We start from the raw sequence: 23,024 nt of genomic DNA on the forward strand, positions 1-23,024 counted from the left end.
GCCCATTGTGTCAGCTTTACTTCTTTTTTTACCCTTGATATCTCATTCATTCCAATCAACTCCAGTTAGACTTCCTTAGTTATTTCTAGTTTAGTCTATTTGGACTTCGTTGGATAGGGTGGTTACTTTTTAGGCGGTTACGTTTTATCTATTTATTATTGCAGTCTCAAGCGCGATCTCCATCATGTCGCGGAAAGTGGTCTGACGCTCCTCGGCTGTGGTAGAAAGTCCCTTCAGCGGACAGTCCGAAACTGTGAGTATGCACAGTGCGTTCTTCCCTGCTCTCGCAGCATTCATATACAGCGCAGCCGCTTCCATCTCGATCGCAAGCACTCCCATTTTCTGCCAGTCTGCAAGGCTGTCTGCATCGTCGTAGAAAGTGTCACTGGAAAGGATATTTCCAACGTGGAATGTGCTGTCCTTTGCCTTTGCAGCTTCTATCGCAGCCGATAACAGGCTCCATGAAGCTGTGGGAGCATACGTCCCGGGAAGTCTGTACTGCGATGCGTATGCGGAATTGGTGCTTGCACTCATGCCGATAACTACGTCACGGAGCTGAACATTGTCTGCTACGCCGCCTGCTGTACCTACTCTGATGATATTCTCCACATCGTACTCGTTGAAAAGCTCCCACGAGTATATCCCTATGGAAGGCATTCCCATGCCGCTGCCCTGAACAGAAACAGGAACGCCCTTGTAAGTGCCCGTAAAGCCCAGCATACCTCTTACTTCGTTATAGCACACAGGGTTCTCAAGGTAGTTTTCGGCGATGAATTTTGCTCTCAGCGGATCTCCCGGCATGAGAACAGTTTTAGCGATATCACCTTTCTTTGCATTGTTGTGTGGTGTTGGCATATTTAGCCCTCCTTTTTAATTAGTAGGGGGCGATCCCCACATCGCCCCGTTTATATTCATTATATTTTCGGGCGGATTCGGGCACCCGTCCCTGCAATTACAAGTCAGCGCTTCAGAAGTTTATTAACTGTTATGAGAAGCGACCTGTAATTAAGAGCTGTAATAACTGCGGCAAGCAATACTATCCACAACAAGCCCAGCTTTACGTCTGCGATGATGATACCGCTCATTGAAAGCAGCAGCACCATATTCAAAATGTTCTTTCCGCCGTTGAACCTGAACGGCACATAATATCTTGCGTCGATGATACGTGTCCAGAAGCATATGAGATAGCTCAGGAGCGTTGCAACTGCAGCGCCCTGTATGCCCCATACCGGTATCAGGAAGTAGTTCATCATAAGGTTGACCACGCAAGCCACCATTGCTGTCCAGCATGAGTTGCGCGAGTGCTTTGTTGCCGAGTAGATGCTGCCGAGGAACTGATTGAAGCACATGAACACTACTGCCGAAACAAGTATGGGAGTATACATATATACGTCCGCATACTCACTGAACTTGTCCGACGGTACAAGGAACGACGTCACAGGCTTGATGATGATAAGAAGTCCTGCCGCTGCGATGAACATTATGGACTCATACGCGGAGAACACCTTCTCATAGAACTTGTTCCTGTCAGCAGAGGAATTCTCAGTAATAGCCGACATACTCCACGCCTGAAAGAATATGGTCGAGACAAGCGAAATAAGATTTGGTATCCTGTTGGCAAAGCCGTATATTGATACCGCCCCCTTGCCAAGCTCGTGATAATCGCTGTGCATCTGCTTGATGAACATTCTGTCGGAAAGCGATGTTATCGCCCACATTACTATTGTAGGTATGAGCGGAGCTGCAAACCTCATCATCTCTTTTGCAAGCGTCTTGCTGAAATAGTCCGCAGATACGAATTTATTGAGCCTTGCTGCAATAAACAGGAACACCGTTGAGAAAGCATCGGAAAGTATAGCTGCCAGAAGGAAGCCCTTTACTCCTATGTGCATTCCCGATATGAATACAATGTTGAATATGAGCAGCATAAACGTCGTCAGTATGCCGTCCACGGAGAAGAGCTTTAGCATATCCCTCGAACGGACGAAGTTCTGGCACAACATTCTCATCGACGACATCGCCACATACAATATGAACAGTACCGTGTAGCCCTTCAGGAAGTCCAGTGCGGGTATCCCTCGCAGCAGCGGCACCGTCAGTGCCATAAGCAGCATACCCGTCAAGGTAATGATGCCCGATGTGGTGAATACTTCACGCTTGTCATACTCCTTATCCAGTCCGAAACGGATAAGGTATTCCTGAAGCGCAAATGTAAATATCGGCTGCAAAAAAAGCAGCGTGGTCTCAAGAAGATCCTTTACACCATTGTTTACAGGATCAATATTATGCGCGTAAAGCCTCGTGAGCAGGAATATGAGCACCTTCGAGCCAAACGTACCGATAGCAAAAATACCTGTATTGAAGACCAGCTTTTTATATTTATTCATTTCTTTCACTCCGAATAATGGTAATACTGTATTATTATACCACATTCCGCAAGGTTTGTCATCATTTTTGGCAAAAAAAGCAGCTTAACGCTGCTTCTTTTCATTTATTCACCTGCGGAGATCTTTTTCACCGTGAGTACCTGCGGTCATCACGACGGAACAGGTGCTATCTCAGGCACAAAGTTCCTGACCACAAAATATGCTGCAAATAAAACTGCGGTCAGTATCCAGAACCACAGCTTTCGCGGAACAAGCTTTATATTCCTGCCCGAAAAGCCGATAAGAAGCTCTGCATAGCCCAGCAAACCTATCACTCCGCAGAACGGCAGAGTAGGATTGTTCCTCAGAGCAAAAAGTATATCCCCGTGCATGAGTGCTCTGACGCTCCTTGTATTTCCGCACCCCGGGCAGTAATATCCCGTATATTTATAGACAGAACACTCGGGCATGAGCTCCGCCAATCTCATGAATCTATCCCTGCACATAAACAGCATCAGCAATACACAGGGTATCACCGCAGCTATGATAAGACGGTCGCGCTTACTCATTTTTACGCTCCAATCCAACTGAAAACATAATACCCCTCTTCAGTTCTTTTTTGGATACCCGCATTTCCCGACAGTACGTTATCCTTTGGTTCAAGTATAGCATTTTTGCCGTTCTTTGTCAATGAATGCGCATAAAAGAGAATGGCGCTGCCGCAATGCTGCGGCAGCGCTGAAAATTAAGGAGGTTGTATTTATATACGAAAAAATCTGAATAGCAAATTCAATGCAAGCTTTATCAGCTCTGCTCGCTTACGAGGAGAGAGATCCTGCTCGTGAGAAGATCAATGACTTCATCAGCGGTCTTTTCGCCCTTGAGATAAGCCATTAATTCCTCGATAAGTATCTGCTGTACCTCAGGATCGAAATCGTAAGCTGTCTTGTTGGTCTTCTTGATGTAATCAACGATAGCGTCTCTTTCTTCCTTTGTGAGAGGTTCAAGCTCGATCTCCTTACCGTCAACATCATACTTTAATTTTTCCTTTACTACCTTGCCGTTTTCATCCTTATATTCAGGTATCTCCATGCTCTTGTCGGCAAGCTTTTCAAATTCTGACTTCAATGAAGGGAATTCGCCCATATATTTGTAGCTGTCCTCCTCATCGTCCTGAGAAGGCTTGAAGCATTCCTTGATAAGTTCCCAGCAAGCTTCCTTATCTACAGAATTTGTAAGGATAGAATAATTCTGGCTGATCGATAATACACCACCGTTTCCGTCCATTGAAGGATATCCGACAAGTGTTGCAGGCTCATTGTTGAATGTTCCTCTGATTTCTCTTATGTATGACTCAAAATCGGATAAATATACATCTGAAAGGAGAACCTTATCCTTTATGATATTGTCAGCTGCGTAAAGCTCCTGTGCTGAATCGTCGTCCCAGTCAACTACGTCATCTTCTGAAGGGAACTTATCGCAGAACTCAACGAGCTTTCTGAATTCAGGTGTATCGAAGCTGCAGGTACCTGTTGTATAATCTATACAGCTGCTGAGAGTATTTATGAGCATTCCTATCATGCCTTCCTTACAGTCAACATCTGTAAGTCTCATACCCTTAGGAAGACTGTCATATGTTTCGATCATCTTATCAATAGTCCAGTCGGGAGTATCGACATACTTCTTCTTGCACATCAGTGTGTTGACATAGAATGAAGGTGCAAGTGAATAGAGCTTTCCGTTGACCTCGCCTGCTGAAAGGACATTCTCCATGATATCCTCCTTCTTCAGGTCAGGGTCGTTCTTCATAAGTTCATAAAGGTCTACAAACAAGCCCTTATTGCCGAGAGTATGTACGAGGCTGGTATTGTCAGATACTATCATATCAGGAGCCTTACCTGAGATGATGTCCTTCTTGAGCTGTCCGATACCGCTTGAGATCATATTGTATGATTCATCATCATATTCATCATACTTGGTATAGTCCTCTATCTTAAAGCGTACATTCGGGTTCTTCTTGTTGAGCTGTGCTACCTTCTGGCTTACCATCCAGCTGTTGTAAAGAACGCCGACTGTGATGACCTTTGTATTTTCAAGCTCAGCCGCATCACGCTTGGAGAGTCTGTAGAACTTTCCGCCGTCATCTGACATATAATCAAAGTACCATACCACGAATTCGTCATCGCCTACAGCTACTGTTGTTTCTATATCGCCGTCTGAAAGGTCTGAATCAACCCAGTTAAGTATCTCAGTTGCCTTGCCGTCTTCAGTGACACCCCAGAGACCTGATGAACCACCTGCAATGAACTTATTGTCTCCTGTGCCGATCATAACGCCTCTGATGCCTTCAAGATCGTTGCTTTCGATATTGATATCATCGCCTACAGGTTCAAATGTCTTGTTATCGAGAATTCTTATAACAGCTTTTTCATCGACATCACCTGTAAGAGCAATACGTCCGTCCGGGAGATCTGTGAAACTGCTTGACCATTCAAAGTCGTCGATATTTATGTCCTTTTCGATCTTTCCCTTATTGTCAACTACAATAGCTTTTTCTTCGTTAGCGTAGTAATTCAGGAGTACCTTGCCGTCTGCACCGGGTATGATCTGATTTACATAGATCGTATCATCACCTTTAAGGTTTGAGAGCTCTTCGATATCGCATGAAGACTCTACCTTCTTGCTTTCGATATCCACGCAGTACATCTTGTAATTGACTGTAAGGTTCTCCTGGAGCTTTTCATAATCTATATTACTGTCAGCAGAATCAGACGAAGACGTATCCGAAACGTCCATATCGCCGTAATCCGAAAATCTTGCTATTGCGATAACCTTTCCATCATAAGACGGAGCACTTGTAACCTCAACATTTTTTTCCTTCTCTAAGCCGAGGTCGATATCAATCTTGTCAAATGATGAAAAATCGTTGTCTGTCTTGTAGAGCACTACGTGTTTGTCTTCATTTCCATAAGTATTGATAAGGATAGTATTATCATCTATCCTCTTCATTGAAGAGACCGATCCGATCTTTTCAGCAGTATCTATCTCTGTTGCACGGTAAGATGCAGACATAAGCTCCTTTGCAGTGGGCTTCTTGCCATCGCCTTCTGACTTCTTGCCGCATGAAGCTGCTGAACCTGCTATGACAGCAAGTGCAGCTGTAAGTGCTGTGACTCTTGTTGTGATCTTCTTTTCCATAGTCAATAATCCTCTTTTCTGATTTTATAAATAACTTTCTTTTGTTTCAGCCATTTTATATATTGGCATTTTTGTCTGCTGCCTGTGCTGTGTTTTTACGTGAGCGTTCCCTGAAGGACTCCCATTTATCTGAAATAAATCTTGCCGCTGCTTTTTTCATACGCTCTTTTCTGCGGTTATATGCGATAAACAGCTTTATGGCAAGCCATATCAGTGTTATCACGGGAACTGCTATGAGATATCTGCGTATGCCATACAATACAGCAAGTTTATATTCCACCAGTCTTGAAGCGTTTTCCCAGAAGGGATACGCTACCTGATCTTTTTTTATGGCGTATTCATCGAGCTTTTTGAAAGCCTTCTTTCTGTTTTCGGGCTTAAAGCGCTCGCTGTTGTTCACCATATTCATTTTGCCTTTATATGTTTCGCCGATACAATTCTTTACGGTCTTGTAGGCGTAGTTTTCTATCGGCTGCGGCACGACGCACTCATAGGCTGTTATCTTCTCGAAGTTGTTTTTAACATCTCCCATATTTTCGCCGTCATAAGCAGCGGGACTGCTTCCGCCGAATATCATATCCGCCGCATCATACAGGATATACGCTCTCGGAGTTTCACCTATACAGCGTTCCTCGGGATCGGTATGCGGCGACTCGATAACTCCCGAGATGTACAGTTTAACATCGTTTATATATACATTCATGCCGACGATATTATCGCTGCCGTAGAGCTGCCATGCAAGCTGTCTGTCAATGACGATACCGTCCTGCATAAGGTCCTTTTCCGACAGGAACGCACCGCTTACAAGGTCAAAATCGTGGAAGAAGAAAAAGTTACCGCCAACTGCCGTTATCTCTGCGGTCGCTTTTCCGACCCTGTCACAGGTCAGCTCCGATGTGCCTGCGCTGGCGCTGTACGCATCAAGTATCGGCTGATAATCCTCTGTGGGATATATCGAGACTTTTTCCAGCTCTGCGAGGAGCTTTTCTCTGAGCTCCAGCGCTGAGTTTTTTGCAAAGCCTGCATCTTCGCTGAAATAGCAGCTCACTTGTCCGTACTCTTTATCGCCGTCATTTTTCCAGCGCTCGGCGGCATAGTTATAGCTCTGTGAACGTGCTGCCGAACCTGCAAACGCGGTAAGTGTCAGCGCTCCTGCTATTGCAGCAGCATTTACTGCCGCAATAACGATATGAGCGATCTTGAATTTATACTTCATAAGGTCTCACCGCCTTATTTATCCTGCATACGGACCTGGTCTCCCGGTTTGATCGGTTTGCTTGAAGCCGTTATAACGTAGTCGCCTCTGCTCAGACCGCCCGAAACAGCGCTTGATACTTCATCGGTAGCTTCCTCGTTTACAACGACCTTCTCAGCATAATAGCGGTTTCCGAGAGGTGTGCTTTTGGAGCGTACTACGAGAACGAAAGTCTCATTGTCGTCTGTTTTTACAGCGCTCTTCGGAACGATAGCATCATATGTACCGCTTCCGCAAGGTATGGAAAGGTTAAGGCTGTCGCCTGAATTAACATCGCCTGTGATATCGAATACAAGTTCTTTCTTCTTTGAGCCCTTTGAAGCATCGCTTCTGATCTCGGAAAGAACAGCTGTTACATCTCCGTTGTAGAAATTGAGCACCTCAGCTTCTACGCCCTTTTTGATCTTCTTTGTCTTTTCTGCGTCAACAGTGAGCTTCAGAGTGAATCCCTCATCGACAAGGTCGATAGTTGCAAGAGCCTTGCCCTCGACTGTCTGGTCGTCAGGCTTAACATCTATATTGCTCACAACGCCTGAATACTTCGACTTTACCTCAACGCTGCTCGCATCTTTCTTGAGCTTGTCGAACTTTTCCTGCTGCTTGTCAAGAGCCTTCTTCTTTGATTCAAGTTCAAGGTTCGACTTCCTGTCAGCAAGGTTATTGTCAGCCTTTGTCTTGTCGAGAGTGATGATGAGCTTTTCAAGAGAATTGCGCTTTTCAACAACGGCTTCTGCAAGAGCATCATAGGTATTGCCGCCGCTTTCGCCGTACTGTGAATTAAACTCCTCAACTCTGCCTGTGAGGTCAGCTATAGGCTGCTCAAGGTCATTGAGCTGTGACATCAACTCGCTGCGTCTGTCTTCCTTGGCGCTGTCATAAGCTTCTTTTGCAGACCGCCTTACAGCCTGCTTTGCATCTGCGTCAGCCTTTGCTATCTCGGCATTTTCGCCCTTTTCAACAGCCTTTTCGTAGAGTTCATAAGCTGCCTTGTACTCCTCGTCAATAATAACATATGCACTGTAGCGTGAAGCAAGGTCGCCTAAATATTCAACAGGGACTTCTCCGTCGAACATATCGCTGTTAATAGCTTTAAGAGCCATTTTTATATTTTCTTTCTTCTCTGTAAGTGCGCTGAGCTCGGACTTGTCAGCATTATATCTGCTCTTGGCAGCCTCATAATTGCTGTCGTTCACCCTTGCTGCATCACGCTTTGCGATAGCAGCATTGAGCTCCTCGCGGGCAGCCTTTATCTCCTGATTCTCGGAAGAATAATCAACAGGAGCTTTCAGGAGAGCTGTCTCATATTCGAGCTTTGCTGCATCGAGAGCAGCCTCTTCTTCATCGAGCTTGTCATCGCTCACATTCTTTACGGTAAAGAGGACATCGCCCTTCTTTACTTCACTGCCTGTCTTTATATGTATCTTTTCTATGACCTTATTTCCGTCTACCATTACTTCGTAGGACTGGTTCGACTCAACGACACCTCTGTCCCTGATACATTCGGTAAGCTTTCCTGACGAAATGGTCTCTGTTGTTATCTCGGGAAGCGACTTGTTCATGATAGTGTTGGAGAAGAATGTCAGCACCAGCATTATCACGAGAAAGATGATGATAACGTTTTTGATTATGTCTCTTTTCTTTTCGGGAGACATCTTGCTTTTTTCATCGTCCTTCAAAAGCACACTGTTTATCTCTTTTGTCTCTTTTTCGTTCATATTATTACTCCTTCTGAGAGAATAGCTTTGACAACTGTTCTTTATTATATAATGTGTTTTTCAACTTTTCTTCAACTCAGCCCTTGATTCCACCTGAATATGTTATTCCCTCCACGAGGTAATCCTCTCCGTAAAGGAACATCAGCACAGTCGGGATCATATACACGCTTCCTACAGCGAAGGCAAGTCCGATATCGCCTGTATTTATCTGTGAAAGGAATACCGACAGCGGGTGCAGTGTATTTTCCTTCATAAGCACGAGGGGCTGCTCGACCATATTCCAGTAGTCAATGAATACCAGCATCGCTATGGAAACGATAGCGCCCTTACAAAGAGGTATATATATCTTTGTAAGTATCTTCAGCTCTCCTGCTCCGTCAAGCTTTGCAGCTTCTACATAGGATACGGGGATACGCCGCATGACCTTTGTAAGAAGGAATATGCTGAACGGTGAGAATACCGCTGGAAGTATGATCGCGCTTCTTGTGTTGAGAATATTGAACTTCTCGGCAACAAGGAAATTAGGTACAAGAGTTACCTGATACGGCATTATCATGAGTATGATGTATGCAAAGAATATGATGCCCTTGAATCTATTCGGGTATCTTGAAAAGCCATAAGATGTAAGTATCGCCACAAGCATCTGGAACACTGTTATCGGAACTGTCAGAAGAACCGAGTTCCAGAATTTGATAAGATAATCGGAATTCTGTATCAGTACGGCTTTATACTGATCGAACGTAACCTTATCGGGGATAAATTTCAGGTTAACATTGCTTGATATGAACGTTTTCTTATTCTCCGTCATATTCGAGAACATCGTACCATAATTGGCAGATATCTCATTTGATGTCATAAACGAATTTGCAAAAGTAAGTATCGTCGGCATCAGGAAAACTGCTGCTAAAAGTATTATGAATATCAGTGTGGCGATATCAAGAAACTTTTTCCTGTTCTTTATGCTAAGTACACCTGTTCTGCGCTTCATCAGTTCTCCACATCCTTTCCGAAGATGTTCTCAGCAGCGAGGAGTATCGCCATTATGACGATCATAAGCAGTGCAAAGAGAACTGCTGCTGCCGAAAGCTTCTGGTAATCAAGGCTGTTGAACGTATTGTTCATGAAATGCTGAAGCATATACAGCTTTTCCTGAGGATAGTTGCCTGTAAGCAGGTATACCTCGCGGAATATCTTGAATGAATTGATAAGCGAAAGTATAAGTACAAAAAGGATCGTCGGTGAAAGGTACCTGAGCTTGATATGTACGAACTGGTAAAAGCTTCCTGCGCCCTCCAGCTCGGCGACCTCGATTATATCCCGTGGTATCGCACACAGAGCCGACATGAACAGTATCATATTGTATCCCAGATTCTTCCACAGGAACATACAGATTATTACCACCTGTCCGTGTGGCGACTTTATCCAGTCTATTCCCTGACCGCCAAAATGCTCTATTATCTGATTTATCGTTCCGTGATTATGGAAGAGTACCTGCCATACAAGAACTACCGATGCTGTCGGCACCATGAGCGGACTGAGGAAAAATGTCCTGAATACGCTCTTGCCCGGGATATTCCTTTCAAGGAGCATCGCAAGTCCCAATGAAAGTATGACCGACAAAGGAACTGCTACAAGCGAAAAAAATGCAGTATTTTTCGCAGCCTTCGTAAACGCCGCATTGCTGAACAGCTTGGTATAATTCTCAAGTCCTACGAATTCCTTTGTAACAGGATTGCTTATCAGCGAATAATAAACCACAATGCAGAACGGCACTAAGAAAAATATCATTACACCTATCAGACTCGGAAGAACACACACATTACTGAATATCCTTTCGCCCTTTCTTCCGCATTGGTTCTTTGTTTTATTTCTCATTTGATGTGACCTCACCCAAAACTTTTGCTGTATTATTTATATTGTACTGTGAAAAGTAATATAGACCGTATGTAACTGTGTATTGATGATACAAACTGCTCCTGCGTCAGCCTTCAGGCAGCTCCGCATAAAACCGGATATATCCGCATAAAAATGCTTTTTTAAACGCTTCCACCCTTAATTTCCTTCCTGTTGCCCGATATATTAGTAAAAAACAAGTTCATAACAGTTGCATCAACAAACGATCGAAGGAAATTCAGGTGAACTATGATCTCTCAATTAAATATAATACACCTTTGACAAACAGTTGTCAATATCCCTGCTGTTAATTTTTACCATTTTTTACTTTTAGTCACTTTTCAGTCACTCATATCAGACTGTGGAAGCGTCCCCTTTTCTTAGTACACTAATATCATACACGGTCAAGATGACATTAACGTGACTTTTTAATTACAAAACTGTCACTTTCATTATTTTTTTCACTAATATATAAGACGAACACTTCCGCTGATATGTGACAAACTTTCCGAAAAAACTCCGAGCGCACTTACACAATCAGCATTTTGACCTTGCTGCAAGTTGCAAAACATAAAAAACTGTTAAATATGACTGTTTTTGTTTTTTGCTATTGACAATCAGCTTTTATTGTGGTACAATATTTTCTGTTGAAACGCCATATGCGGGTGTAGTTCAATGGTAGAATGTCAGCCTTCCAAGCTGAACACGTGGGTTCGATTCCCATCACCCGCTCCATTTGTCAGCAGCTGTAGCTGCTAAATTTTTCTGTGCGCCTTTAACTCAGCTGGATAGAGTAACTGCCTTCTAAGCAGTAAGCCGCTGGTTCGAATCCAGCAAGGCGCGCCACTCCGAAACTCTCCGTTTTATGACTCCATTTAATGGAGAGCTTCGTTTTTATTTATTGAATATGGTGGGTGTAGCTTAGCTGGTTAAAGCGTCGGATTGTGGTCCCGAAGACCGTGGGTTCGAATCCCATCTCCCACCCTCATGAAACAGGCACTTCTGAATTTTCAGAAGTGCTTTTTTCGTTGTTTTCCTACATTTTTCCTACACTTAACTTCCCGAACTGCCTTATCAATCCTAAAGCAATATAATAAGAAAAATACAAAACCGGGAGTTCTGCTGTCGGGCTAACGCAACCTTTTGCATACTCTCTCTTTCAGCCGCCTATGTCAGTCATTTGCGCCGTTTTTTAGGTGATCTCTGCTAAAATCCTACAATATATTGATAATCCGCGTAATTTATGTTATAATTTTATAAATCAGATCGAAACGGAGGTTGCTTGTATGCCTTTCAGAATCATAAGGAACGATATAACCAAAGTCAAAGCCGACGCTATCGTTAACGCTGCGAATTCATCGCTGTTAGGCGGCGGCGGAGTCGACGGTGCTATACATCATGCAGCAGGTCCCGAGCTTCTTGCGGAATGCAGAACTCTCGGCGGCTGCAAAACAGGTGAAGCAAAGCTTACAAAGGGATATGCCCTCGACTGCAAATATATCATACATACTGTAGGACCTGTGTGGCACGGCGGCGACCGCAGTGAGGAAGAGCTCCTGCGTTCATGCTACAGAAACTCCCTTGAGCTTGCAAAGGGAAAAGACTGTGAGAGCGCAGCTTTTCCGCTTATATCATCAGGGATATACGGCTATCCGAAGGATAAAGCACTTGATGTGGCGGTTTCCGAATTCAGAAGATTCCTTGAAGAAAATGATATGGATATCACTCTCGTCATATTCGATAAGGACTTATTTGAGGTCAGCTCAGGCATCGTCGGCGAGATAAGACAGTATATAAGCGACGCTTATGCAAAAAAATGTGCTGATCGTGACAGGAGAAACAGGGGCAGCGGCTCGGCGATCGGAACGTACCAGCTTTCAGGCGCAAAACCAAGCGGACTATTCGGCAGAAAAAAGGAAAGCATGAAAGAAAGCTCCGCAAATATCATGCCCGAAGAAGATATCTGCTGTGAGACCAGCTCCGACCTTGAAGATATGCTGAAAACCCATGACGAATCCTTCTCGGAAGCTCTGCTCCGAATTATTGACGAAAAAGGCATGACAGATGTGGAGACCTACAAAAAAGCCAATATTGACCGCAAGCTCTTTTCAAAAATACGCAGCGACAAGAACTACAAGCCTAAAAAGCAGACCGCAGTTGCTTTTGCCATAGCGCTTGAACTTGATCTCGGCGAAACTGAGGAACTATTGAAAAAAGCAGGCTTTGCCCTCTCTGACAGCCTGAAATTCGATCTGATAATCCGCTATTTTATTGAACGCAGCAATTATAATATCTATGAGATCAATGAAGCCCTGTTTGCTTTTGACCAGAGTCTTATAGGTTCATGATTTGTCGCCTCAGAAGCGACCAAAATACCTCCGTGATGATGTATACTGTAATTACAGTAAAGGAAACGCAAAAGCGGTTCCGCAAAATACATCAAAACGGAGGTTTTATCATGAAAAAGAATTTAACTGAACTGGTATTCATTCTTGACGAGAGCGGCTCAATGAGCGGACTTACAGCTGATACTGTCGGCGGCTTCAATTCTCTTATAGCAAAGCAGAAAAAAGAAGAGGGCGAGGTTCTTGTTTCAACTATATTCTTCAGCAATGATTCAAAAGTTATACACGACAGGATAAAGCTGGAAGATGTTCCCAAGCTTACAGACAGAGACTATGTTCCGTCAGGCTGTACTGCACTTCTTGACGCAATAGGCAACGCTGTTCACCACATTGCAAATATCCATAAATACGCCCGTGAGGAAGATGTTCCCGAAAAGACCTTGTTTGTCATTACAACAGACGGTATGGAGAATGCCAGCAAAAAGTACCGCCACAAGGACGTGAAGAAGCTAATTAAAAAAGTGCAGAAGGAGATGGGCTGGGAATTCGTATTCCTCGGAGCTAATATTGATGCAGCCGAGACAGCAGGCTCTATCGGTATCAGCGCAGAGAATGCAGTTGACTATCACGCTGACTGCTGCGGTACGGAGGTCCTTTACGAAGCCGTCGGCTGTGCTGTAAGCAGTGTAAGAGCCAAAAAAGGTCTCAATAAGGCTTGGAAGTGCTCTGTAGAAGCTGACAATGAGCGCAGAAAAAAGATATAAAATATAAATGCAAAAACGAGATCACTGTCGTACTAAAGTATCTTTTGCATACTCTCCCTTTCAGTCACCTATATAAGAATAAGTCCCCGCAAGTGTGGGGACTTTCTGCTGTTTACTTTTATATTTTCACTTTGTCAAATCGACTTTTTCTGAAACTTTTTTGCAAAAATGAATTTATAGCTGCACAGTATCAGCAAGACTAAAGAAGTTAATAACGATGATATCGGGCAGAGCGTTTCAACACCTACCGGCAGCGGAAGGTCATGTGCCCTCTTGTATTCCTGTATAATATATCTTACTAAAGTATCCAGGCTGCCGGCCAGTTCAAGGATAATTACGGCAAATAATGGCACAAGCATTGCGATATATGCTTTCTTTTTGCCTATATCGCGCAGCTTTGTTGCAAAATACGCCCATATAGCAGCCGCAGTGCCTATCGCTGTCCATTTTATAAAATCAAATATCTCATCGAATGTATCCTGAAAATAGTAGCTTGTACTCTCATATGTATTCTTTTTATCAGAAAGATAAAAGCAAAGCTCCATAATAAATATATAAAGATAATAGAAGAAATCCAGTCCCAGAAAAAACAGAAAGAGGTCTCTGAGCTGCTGCTTCGGCGGCACTTTCCTTTTTATAACCAATAGGATTATAGCAGCGTAAAGGGACAAACCTCCCATTATGTCCGAAAAGCTGAATATATCATGACCATGATACAAATAATAGTCAAGCCTTCCTGCAAACTGTTGAGCTGCACCCATAATTCCGCCTATCCATAGATACTTCGTGTTTTTTAAAAAACTAATGGCTTTCATAGTATATACCTTCACAAATTCATATTTCGCACAGTGTTCTGCACACTATCCATATGCTATACTGTCACGAGAGCCCCAGCACGATCCTGAATGTGCTGCCCTTGCCTATCTCGGATTCCGCTCTACATTCGCCATTATGGAGCATTACTGTCTGTTTTACGATCGCCAGTCCGAGACCCGAAACGCCTTTGCCCTGCCGCTGACGCTTGGTATAGTACCTGTCCCATATTCGTTCGAGCTCCTCAGGAGCTATACCTTCTCCGTGGTCGGAAATTTCGATCACGGCTTTATTATCCTCGGATCTCAGCGTTACTCCTATCCATTTATCCTCGCCTGCATGGCGAACAGCGTTGTCCATAAGGTTATAGACTGCCCTTTTCAGGCGTGATACGTTTCCGCAGATACGAATATCCTCGGCTATATCGCACTCGAATCTGAAGCCGTCCTTAGAGTAAAGATTCTCAAAGCTGTCCGCAACTGCGCTTACAGCTTCACTGAGGTCAACGTCACTCATCACAAGCTCTGTATCTGTCATCTGCAATTCAGAATATTCCAGTATCTCATTTACAAGAGCTGTAAGTCTGTCAGTTTCTTCGACTATGACCGCAACGTCCTCCGCGCACTGCTTTTCATCTTCACGGGAAATGTCCCTTATCATCTCCGCATAGCCCTTTATCATGGTAAGCGGAGTACGAAGATCGTGGGAAACATTTGCAAGGAGCTCATTCTGGAACTCCTGTGATCTTCTCAGCTTCTCAGCCGTATTGTCAAGAGTGTCATTCAGTTCATCAAGCTCGGAACAGAATCCTTCGCGGAAAGAAATATCGCTCTCCTTATCTGCAAGCTTATGGGCTTTTTCGGTAAGCTGGGCAACGGGACGCGAAAAGCTCCTCGACATGAACCACGCGAGCACAAGTCCTATCACCACAGACAGAAGTGTCACCCACAGAAGCTGCATACGGATTATCCTTGCCGTTGAACCCACTGCATTGAGAGTTGTCCCGATATACAGCACCGCATCGTCCTCGCAGCCGTAAAAACTGATATATCTTCCGTAAACATACATCTCATCGGTCAGCAATTCGGCTTCGCTGTTCTCGGAGGAGACAAGCTCGCTCAGGAACTCGTCATAGTTTTCGGGGAGCTCCCTGTAATGCCCGTGCTCGGCTCTGAGGTCAGCCTTAGCAATTTTAGGTTCCCTGTTCTTCATTATATGCCCGTTTTTATATTCGTCGGAGCTGTAAAGGATATTGCTTTGAGTATCTGTTACAAACACAAGGATCGAATTATCGCGTGAGAGCTCGTCAATGTACTCGTTTATACCGCTCGTGTCACTTTTAGAAGCTATCCTGTCGGCAACAGCTATGGTATTCTTTACAAGCATACCATTGTAGAAACTCTGAAGGAAAACAGTCTGCAAAAGCCAGAGCACGGCGAATATCACGGCGGTGAAAAACATGAAATATCCTAACAGCCTGCTCTGGAAGCTCCTTGCCTTACGTTTCAAATTTATATCCCACCCCTCGCACTGTTTTGATACAGTCACGGTACTGACCCAGTTTGCTTCTCAGCAGCTTTATCTGCCAGTCAACCGTTCTGTCAACGCCGAAGCTGTCACACCCCCAGACTTCATTGAGTATCCTGTCGCGGGAAAGGACTACGCCTTTATTCTTCACGAAAAGCAGCAGCAGCGAGTATTCCTTTGCAGTCAGGTCAGCCCTTTTGCCGTCCACCTCAACTGTCATACCGAAGGTGTCTATAACTATTCCGCCGATACCGATCAGCCTTTCTCCCTCAGACCTTTCGGTAACTCGCTTGTAACTGAGTATCACCTTTATACGTGCCATGAGCTCCATAGGCGAGAAGGGCTTTGTGACGTAATCATCGACACCCACCTCAAAGCCGAAGAGCTTATCGAACTCCGTACCTCTTGCAGAGAGCATGATAACGGGGATATCCTTGGACTCCTTTATCTTCTTGCAGGCGGTAAACCCGTCCGTATCGGGCATCATAACGTCCATGATTATGATGTCGAAATCCTCTTTTGCACAGGCTTCTATCGCCTGTCTTCCGTCGAAAACAGCCGTAACATCATAGCCCTCACGCTGAGCGTAACGACTTACAAGGGCAACTATGTTAGGTTCATCATCAGCTATCAGTATCTTGGACATGGCGCACCTCCGCAGTTTTATTGTTAATATTATACACTAAAGGCGTTCTTTTGTAAAGTCCGTATTTACATAGCAGATCTTACGTGAGATATTGAGGAAGAACCATTTCCTGAATCTTCCGGCTTGATTTTTTTCTGATAGTGCGCTCATGATAATAAAAAATCCCTGCAAGTTATGCAGGGATTGCCCTATCTGCGAAAAATTCGTGTTAAAAGTCTCTGGGAGGGGGAAATGGGAAGAACCTTTCCTCAGAAAGGTTTCCCCCGATAATTTCGTGTAAAGTTTCTATATGAGTCCCTCGCTTAAAGAGCGCCCTGATTTTTAAAATATCAGGTTCTATTGGCAGACACCTTGCGAAGCGCCTGACGTATTTGGAATGATACGGCTTTTATGTTAAGAGCTTCTTTGCATCAGCGTGAAGGTCTGCCGCCGCCGAAGCCGCCCATGCCGCCGCGCATACCGCCGCCCATCATGCTCTGAGGGATCTCGGAAACTTCTTCTCCGTTGATGATTATTGTACCGCCGTTGAATTCGGCTTTATCGTCATAGTCAAACGATGACATCTGAGCCGTTACATTGATAGTTCCGCCGTTTACATAGATAGAACCATTTGCGTCAAGACCGTCTGTGTCGCCCTGTCCTACTTCAACGGTGATATATCCGCCGTTTATCTCGATAGCTGTTTCGTATGCGTTTGTGTTTGTGGAAGCGTTTATTCCGTCGTCGGAAGCATAGATATTTATATTGCCGTCATTGATAAGAATGTACGTTGCTTCAAGTCCCTCGGAAGCATTGATATCTATAGTTCCGCCATCTATCTGAAGCAGTGCGCAAGCCTGTATGCCGTCGCTTCCGCCTTTGATATCGAATGTGCCGCCTGATATGATGATAGTTCCCTCAGCTTCGTCATTCTCACAGTGGAAGCCGTCCTTATTTGTGGTGATGCTGAAAGTTCCGTCGCTTACAGATATCGAATCATTGGCTTCAAAAGCGTCAAGAGCTGTCTGCATATCGTAAGTGCCGCCGGTTATCTTCATATCGTCCTTGGAGGTGATACCGTTGCCGTAATATGAAGTGATATTCAGTGTACCTGTACCGTTGAGAACAAGGTCGTCCTTTGAATAGATGACAGCATCTGTATTGGTATCGCCGTCAGATGTGAACTGTCCACTTACTGTGAGGATATTATCGCTGTCAGCAGTTGTTATGAACACCTTGTCTGCCGAAACTGCATATATCACAGGGAAATCGCTGTTTGTCACGTTAACGCCGTCAAGTACAAGCTGTACCTTCGCATTCTCGTCAGCCTCGACCCTTATGGTGCAGTCCTCCGCAGTACCGCTGATAACGTATACACCCTCCTCGGTTATGTCGATAGTTTCATTGTCTGAGACTGTGATGTACTGCGCCTCGCTCGTGTCGGCAGTCTGCTCAAGATCACGCTCTGTATATGTAGTTCCCTCGGTCTTTTCAATGTTCGAGAGCTGATTTACCGAAACAGTATCGTTCTTTTCAGATACGACAGCGGTCTTCGCCTTGTTATCAGCCGATGAAGTAGGCGCTGTATTTGTATTGCTGCCGCAGCCTGTTACTGCTGCTGCGAACATTGCTGCCATAAATGAATACATATATATCTTTTTCATAAAAACTCTCCTTTACAAGTTTCAGATTCGTGTTTGTTTCTATGTCTGTATTATACAGGAGCAATTTGTAAGATAAATGAGGTGTAAGTGGAATCTCAGAAGAGTAATGTGGAATTTCGGTTCTGCTTTGTGATAAGTACGTGAAGTGCGCCTCAGCACCCTTCACTCATGGAGATATGCTTTTTCTGCTATGGATAAAAGCAGGTTTTATTGTCAAGATAACCAAATTCTTCTCAACTGCCTTATTTACTTTGACAAATTAACAAAATTATGGTATAATATGTATATATAACGGTCGTGCTGTGTCGGGCACTTTTACTTATGCATGATAATCCATTCGCCTTATGCACATTCGGCACACTAAAAGCTATTATACTCGTAAAGGATGTGTTCATATGCAAAGAGGGCAAAATGAACAAAAGGTGTTAGAAAAAATACTTAGCCACCTTTCTGCACGTAAAAAAGCTCCTCGGAGTGTTTTTATTATTCTCTTGGTAATGTATGTTATTTCCGCAGGGATCGTCAGCGGTACTGCGGGATCAGATTCCGATATCATGATATTCGGTATGCCTATCCCTATATATTCATTTGCAGGCATTTTTGCTTCAGTCTCTGAGATCTGCGTGCTTTTTATGACTTTTTACTGCGGTAAAAAGGGATACTTCACATCATTGTGCCTGCTGATACTCCAGCTGCCCATTGTTATGATGGGTATAATGATCCAGCATAATCTGACAAGCCTTCCAGGTATTTTCGGCAATTTGCTGGCTATATCCGCTATCACTATCACATATATCAATAATAAGCACATTGATTCATATCAGAAAGAACTCCAGGAACAGGCTGTTACGGATCAGCTGACAGGCTTGCCGAACCGTTTTGCAGCATTAAAGCTGCTGTCGGTACTGACTGAAAACAAAGAAAAATTCGCAGTGGTATCCATTGATATCAACAGTTTCAAAGGCATCAACGAGACAATGGGCTTCGAGACAGGCAACGATATCATATGCGAGATCGCGTCACGATGGCAGACTATCGCAACCAAAAGCAGTTCGGGTACTCTTGATTTTATCGCTCGTATCAGCGGCGATGAATTTATTCTGGTCATACAGAATTATCAGACGGACGAAGAACTGCTGGATACGATCAGACAGTACGAAGCTGTGCTGAGCAGCCGTATTACCATGAACAACAGCGAACTGTATATCACTGCAAGCTTCGGATATGCAAAATATCCGCTCGATGCCAAAACAACGGACACCCTGCTTTCCTACGCAGACGCTGCTATGCACGAGGTAAAACGCGCAAAAAGCAGCAACCATATCCGTCACTTCACTCCTGATCTGCTGAAAATGGAACGCACTATCGAGCTCGAAGGAAAAATCAGAGCCGCTCTTGATAATGAGACTATATTCTACAATCTTCAGCCGCAGTTCGATATGGAGCATAAGCTGCGCGGTTTTGAAGTCCTCGCAAGAATGAGGGATATTGACGGTACTTTTATAAGTCCCGGCGAATTTATACCCATTGCCGAGAAAGTCGGTCTGGTCGACAAAGTAGACGGTGTGGTATTCCGCAAAGCCGCAATGTTCTTCGGCGAACTTTTGCGCAAAAGCAATGCGGATATCATACTGAGCATAAATGTGTCGGTACGTCATCTCATGAAGGCAGATTTCTTCGACGAGATATGCGATGTCCTGAAAATCAGCGGTGTGCCCGCAAACAAACTGGAGATCGAGATCACGGAATCTATCATGATCGACTCCGTGGACAAGGCTCTGCAATGCATCGACCAGCTGAGATCAATAGGCATTCAGATCGCTATCGACGATTTTGGAACAGGCTATTCCTCACTGAGCTACCTCAACCGTTTTCCTGCAAATCTTCTGAAGGTGGACAAATCCTTCATTGATACAATGAATACAAGCGATTCTGCTAAGCAATATATATCGGCTATCATCTCGATCGGACATATCATGGGCTTTTCCGTTATAGCTGAGGGAGTTGAGGATACGGAACAGGTCGAAACACTCCGCGAGATACACTGCGATTATATTCAGGGCTATATCTGGGGAAAACCTATGATGCCCGATGACGCAGAAAAACTTGTTTTAGATCCGATGAATAAATAAAGGAGGTTTTACTATGGATCTTCAGGCTTTAGTGAACAAATTCAAAATCATTGCGGGCGTATATGCTTTCGATATCCTTCCTGACGGCAGCTACAGCGAGATACGAATTATGGCGATCAACGACCTGAATGATATGATGTTCAACGTGTATCCCAACGCACCTGCATTTTATCCGGGTGTTCCGCTTCGCAAGTACTTCACCGAGATCAATCTGGAAAACTTTATATACACAAGTGCAGTCAATAACGAACCGCTTTATTCCTATGTCAATGCCTTCGGAATGTGGATAAAGGGCTTCTATATCCCTCTCGACGAGGACGGCAATATCATCAACGAAAAAGGTGAGCCGAATACCTCGCCGCGTACTGCATACTGCCTGTATCTGACCACACGCTCCGAGCATCTCGAAACCGACTTTATGTCACAGCATTCCGACGGTGTTGCGTCCGCTGTTATGAATATCAGCCTGAAACTGCATGAGACTCCGAATTTCCATCAGGCAATGACTGCCGCTGTTTGTGAGATCAAAAAAATATGCGGCGCGGAACGCTGCGCACTGTATACCGTTGATGTCAGCAACCAGCATTGCAGTTTCATCAATGAAGAGGGTCTGCACAGTGATTATCCCGAGAATTTCGCTGCCGAAATGGGACGTTCTCCCTATGAAGTTGCAATGGCATGGGAAAAGGCTCTTGAGGACAGCGATTGTCTGCTGCTCGATGACCTCAGCCTGATCCGCGACCGCGATCCTGTGTGGTACGATTCAATGAAAAAGCACGATATCAGAAATATCATTCTCTATGCAGTAAGAAACAACAAGATGCTCGTCGGATTCATCTGGGCTGCAAATTATGATACCTCAAAGCTAATGCAGATCAAGGAGACTCTGGAACTGACAGCCTTCCTCATTTCTGCTGTCATCGCAAATCATCAGTTCGTTTCGCAGCTCGAACTAAGAAGCACTATCGACGGCCTTACACAGGTCAATAACCGCAACTCAATGAACTTCCGCATCGACAGCCTCCTTTCAGGGGAAGCAAAGCTCCCTTCTTCACTGGGTATCGCTTTTGCCGACCTGAACGGACTGAAATATGTCAATGATACTGACGGTCACGATGCAGGAGACAGACTGCTTGCAAGAGCAGGCTCGCTGCTGCTGCTTGCATTCGGCGATTACGAGATATACCGCGCAGGCGGTGACGAGTTCGTGGTACTTTGCCCCGATATCACAAAGAAAAAACTGGAACAGCAGGTAAAACAGCTCCGCGCCCTCGCTGACAGCACCCCTGACGTGAGCTTCGCAATAGGTGCGCTCCATGTCTCGGGCAAGTACGATATACGCGAAGCTATGCATAGAGCCGACGAACGTATGTATAAGGACAAGCAGGAATACTATATCCTTCACCCCGAAAAGGACAGGCGCAAAAAGAACAGATCGTAAGTATGTACCTGAAGACTTTCCTATATGTGAGCAGTTCCTGACCCATTCACATACTTCAAATGAGGAACGATATGATATTACATAAAATAGGCGCAGCTTGTTTTTCGCTTGTATTACTGGCATCGTGCAGTAAAGTCACTGACACTCCAACGGATACGCAGAACACAACTGTCCCGCAGACTACGTCTGCTGCCGAAACTTCCGACGCAACGACAGCTTCTTCTGCCGTCAGCTCAGCCGCGAGTACCGAAAGCGGAATTCAGACAGATACTCCCACGAATACAGAAATAGATCCTGATCTATTTTCCAACGCCTCGGACGGAGCCGATGTAACTGTATCTGACGGGAATATTTATGAACAAAAAACGATCAACGGTCAGAACTACTCTCTGACCATTGATCTTACAAAATGGGAGCATAATACCAATACCGAGCAGATAAAAATACTGTCTCAGCTGTTCTGGCAGTGTTACCCGAGAATGTACGAACGTTTCCATGATCTGTCAAATCCGCCAACAGACGTAATACTTGCTATCGAAAACGAAAGCTACGAGGTTGCCGAAGCTTACGATAATCACATTCATCTGCATGATATGTGGCTTCGCGGCAATACCGAAGACTTTGACTGTATCACGCATGAGCTTGCACATATCATTCAGGCAGACTGGAATGATGAATACCTTGAATACAGCAGCTATATCGAGCGCTTTGCAGATCTCTGCCGCTATGAGTACGCAATGAACGACGGATTTTATAACGACGCCAACTGGACACTTCAGACTATTTATGAGGAAGACGACCGCAGCGAGTCTGTAAGATTCCTTGTATGGCTGGATCATGTGTATTCCGATGCCAATACCGATATCATTCGCAATTACTTTAATGTTTGCCGAAATATGATGTTCACCAGCGACCAGTGGGACAAGGCATGGGAACAGATCTTCGCAGGCACTCAGTTGTCAGGCAAAACTATAGATGAAGTCTGGGATATGTTTGCAGATTCCGATTTCGCATACTGTTCATCATACGGAAACTACGGAGGAACATCTGAGCTGCTGGGAAAATACCCTGTCCGCGAAAAGCTGAAAAGCCTTAACCGCTGATCTGAACATATCATAAATAAAGTCCGCTCGTTAAGCTCGGTGCTTATACAGAAGTTTTTACGTGAGATATTGAGGAAAACCCTTTTGAAAAAGGGTTCTTCCTCAAACTCCTTTCCTAAAACTTCCAGCTTGAATTTTTCTCTGATAGGGCGCTCCCTGCATAACTTGCAGGGCTTTTTTATT

17 protein-coding genes and 3 tRNA genes are annotated in these 23,024 nt (G+C 44.5%); 8 read left to right on the forward strand and 12 right to left on the reverse strand.

The annotated features are described in order from the left end of the window. Positions 1-144: 144 nt before the first annotated feature. From deoD to K6G33_RS06175, 8 genes are all read right to left on the reverse strand, one after another. Entirely contained in the window at positions 145-855 is a 711-nt protein-coding gene (gene deoD / locus K6G33_RS06140; RefSeq protein WP_296777362.1) for a purine-nucleoside phosphorylase, read from the reverse strand. Between the two features lie 104 nt (positions 856-959). Continuing rightward, on the reverse strand, positions 960-2,387 hold the full coding sequence (locus K6G33_RS06145; protein WP_296777365.1) for a polysaccharide biosynthesis C-terminal domain-containing protein: 1,428 nt from the start codon (positions 2,385-2,387) through the stop codon (positions 960-962). Positions 2,388-2,536: 149 nt separating this feature from the next. Continuing rightward, entirely contained in the window at positions 2,537-2,935 is a 399-nt protein-coding gene (locus tag K6G33_RS06150; protein WP_296777367.1) for a DUF2752 domain-containing protein, read from the reverse strand. Positions 2,936-3,170: 235 nt separating this feature from the next. Next, complete coding sequence (locus tag K6G33_RS06155; protein WP_296777370.1) at positions 3,171-5,564, reverse strand: extracellular solute-binding protein; 2,394 nt, start codon at positions 5,562-5,564, stop codon at positions 3,171-3,173. Between the two features lie 55 nt (positions 5,565-5,619). Next, on the reverse strand, positions 5,620-6,780 hold the full coding sequence (locus K6G33_RS06160; protein WP_296777373.1) for an ABC transporter permease: 1,161 nt from the start codon (positions 6,778-6,780) through the stop codon (positions 5,620-5,622). Positions 6,781-6,794: 14 nt separating this feature from the next. Next, on the reverse strand, positions 6,795-8,534 hold the full coding sequence (locus K6G33_RS06165; RefSeq protein WP_296777376.1) for an RND transporter: 1,740 nt from the start codon (positions 8,532-8,534) through the stop codon (positions 6,795-6,797). Positions 8,535-8,610: 76 nt separating this feature from the next. Then, entirely contained in the window at positions 8,611-9,522 is a 912-nt protein-coding gene (locus K6G33_RS06170; RefSeq protein WP_296777377.1) for a carbohydrate ABC transporter permease, read from the reverse strand. Further along, positions 9,522-10,409 (reverse strand): carbohydrate ABC transporter permease, encoded by an 888-nt coding sequence (locus K6G33_RS06175; protein WP_296777380.1) that lies wholly within the window; start codon positions 10,407-10,409, stop codon positions 9,522-9,524. Before K6G33_RS06175 ends, K6G33_RS06170 begins: the two co-directional genes overlap by 1 nt. Positions 10,410-11,088: 679 nt before the next feature. On the opposite strand from K6G33_RS06175, the gene K6G33_RS06180 reads away from it, so the two are divergent. The 5 genes from K6G33_RS06180 (at position 11,089) to K6G33_RS06200 (ending at position 13,536) form a co-directional block, all read left to right on the forward strand. After that, positions 11,089-11,162 (forward strand) — tRNA-Gly (locus tag K6G33_RS06180). Positions 11,163-11,196: 34 nt separating this feature from the next. Further along, positions 11,197-11,273 (forward strand) — tRNA-Arg (locus K6G33_RS06185). 63 nt (positions 11,274-11,336) lie between these two features. Continuing rightward, a tRNA-His gene (locus tag K6G33_RS06190) sits at positions 11,337-11,412 on the forward strand. Between the two features lie 301 nt (positions 11,413-11,713). Continuing rightward, positions 11,714-12,775, forward strand: a complete 1,062-nt coding sequence (locus K6G33_RS06195; protein WP_296777381.1) for an O-acetyl-ADP-ribose deacetylase — start codon at positions 11,714-11,716, stop codon at positions 12,773-12,775. Positions 12,776-12,885: 110 nt separating this feature from the next. Beyond that, complete coding sequence (locus K6G33_RS06200) at positions 12,886-13,536, forward strand: vWA domain-containing protein (RefSeq protein ID WP_296777383.1); 651 nt, start codon at positions 12,886-12,888, stop codon at positions 13,534-13,536. A gap of 134 nt (positions 13,537-13,670) precedes the next feature. Here K6G33_RS06200 and K6G33_RS06205 read toward each other — a convergent pair whose 3' ends face one another. The 4 genes from K6G33_RS06205 to K6G33_RS06220 form a co-directional block, all read right to left on the reverse strand. After that, entirely contained in the window at positions 13,671-14,297 is a 627-nt protein-coding gene (locus tag K6G33_RS06205; protein ID WP_296777384.1) for a hypothetical protein, read from the reverse strand. A gap of 118 nt (positions 14,298-14,415) precedes the next feature. Further along, positions 14,416-15,858: a HAMP domain-containing sensor histidine kinase gene (locus tag K6G33_RS06210; protein WP_296777386.1), complete on the reverse strand. Its 1,443-nt coding sequence runs from the start codon at positions 15,856-15,858 to the stop codon at positions 14,416-14,418. Beyond that, positions 15,848-16,522 carry a response regulator transcription factor gene (locus tag K6G33_RS06215; protein ID WP_296777387.1) on the reverse strand — a complete coding sequence of 225 codons (675 nt, stop codon included), beginning with the start codon at positions 16,520-16,522 and terminating at the stop codon, positions 15,848-15,850. Before K6G33_RS06215 ends, K6G33_RS06210 begins: the two co-directional genes overlap by 11 nt. A gap of 410 nt (positions 16,523-16,932) precedes the next feature. Next, positions 16,933-18,165: a carbohydrate-binding domain-containing protein gene (locus tag K6G33_RS06220; protein ID WP_296777390.1), complete on the reverse strand. Its 1,233-nt coding sequence runs from the start codon at positions 18,163-18,165 to the stop codon at positions 16,933-16,935. 395 nt (positions 18,166-18,560) lie between these two features. On the opposite strand from K6G33_RS06220, the gene K6G33_RS06225 reads away from it, so the two are divergent. The 3 genes from K6G33_RS06225 to K6G33_RS06235 all read left to right on the forward strand — a co-directional run bounded on the left by K6G33_RS06225 (position 18,561) and on the right by K6G33_RS06235 (position 22,841). Further along, the gene (locus K6G33_RS06225; RefSeq protein WP_296777391.1) at positions 18,561-20,297 is read left to right on the forward strand and encodes a bifunctional diguanylate cyclase/phosphodiesterase; all 1,737 of its coding nucleotides are present in this window, start codon (positions 18,561-18,563) and stop codon (positions 20,295-20,297) included. A gap of 13 nt (positions 20,298-20,310) precedes the next feature. Further along, positions 20,311-21,738, forward strand: coding sequence for a GGDEF domain-containing protein (locus K6G33_RS06230; RefSeq protein ID WP_296777394.1), 1,428 nt, complete (start codon positions 20,311-20,313; stop codon positions 21,736-21,738). A 71-nt stretch (positions 21,739-21,809) separates the two neighbouring features. Continuing rightward, positions 21,810-22,841 (forward strand): hypothetical protein, encoded by a 1,032-nt coding sequence (locus tag K6G33_RS06235; protein ID WP_296777396.1) that lies wholly within the window; start codon positions 21,810-21,812, stop codon positions 22,839-22,841. Positions 22,842-23,024: the final 183 nt, after the last annotated feature.

Origin of the sequence: Ruminococcus sp., assembly GCF_024691275.1 — a bacterium.
Lineage (GTDB): Bacteria > Bacillota > Clostridia > Oscillospirales > Ruminococcaceae > Ruminococcus.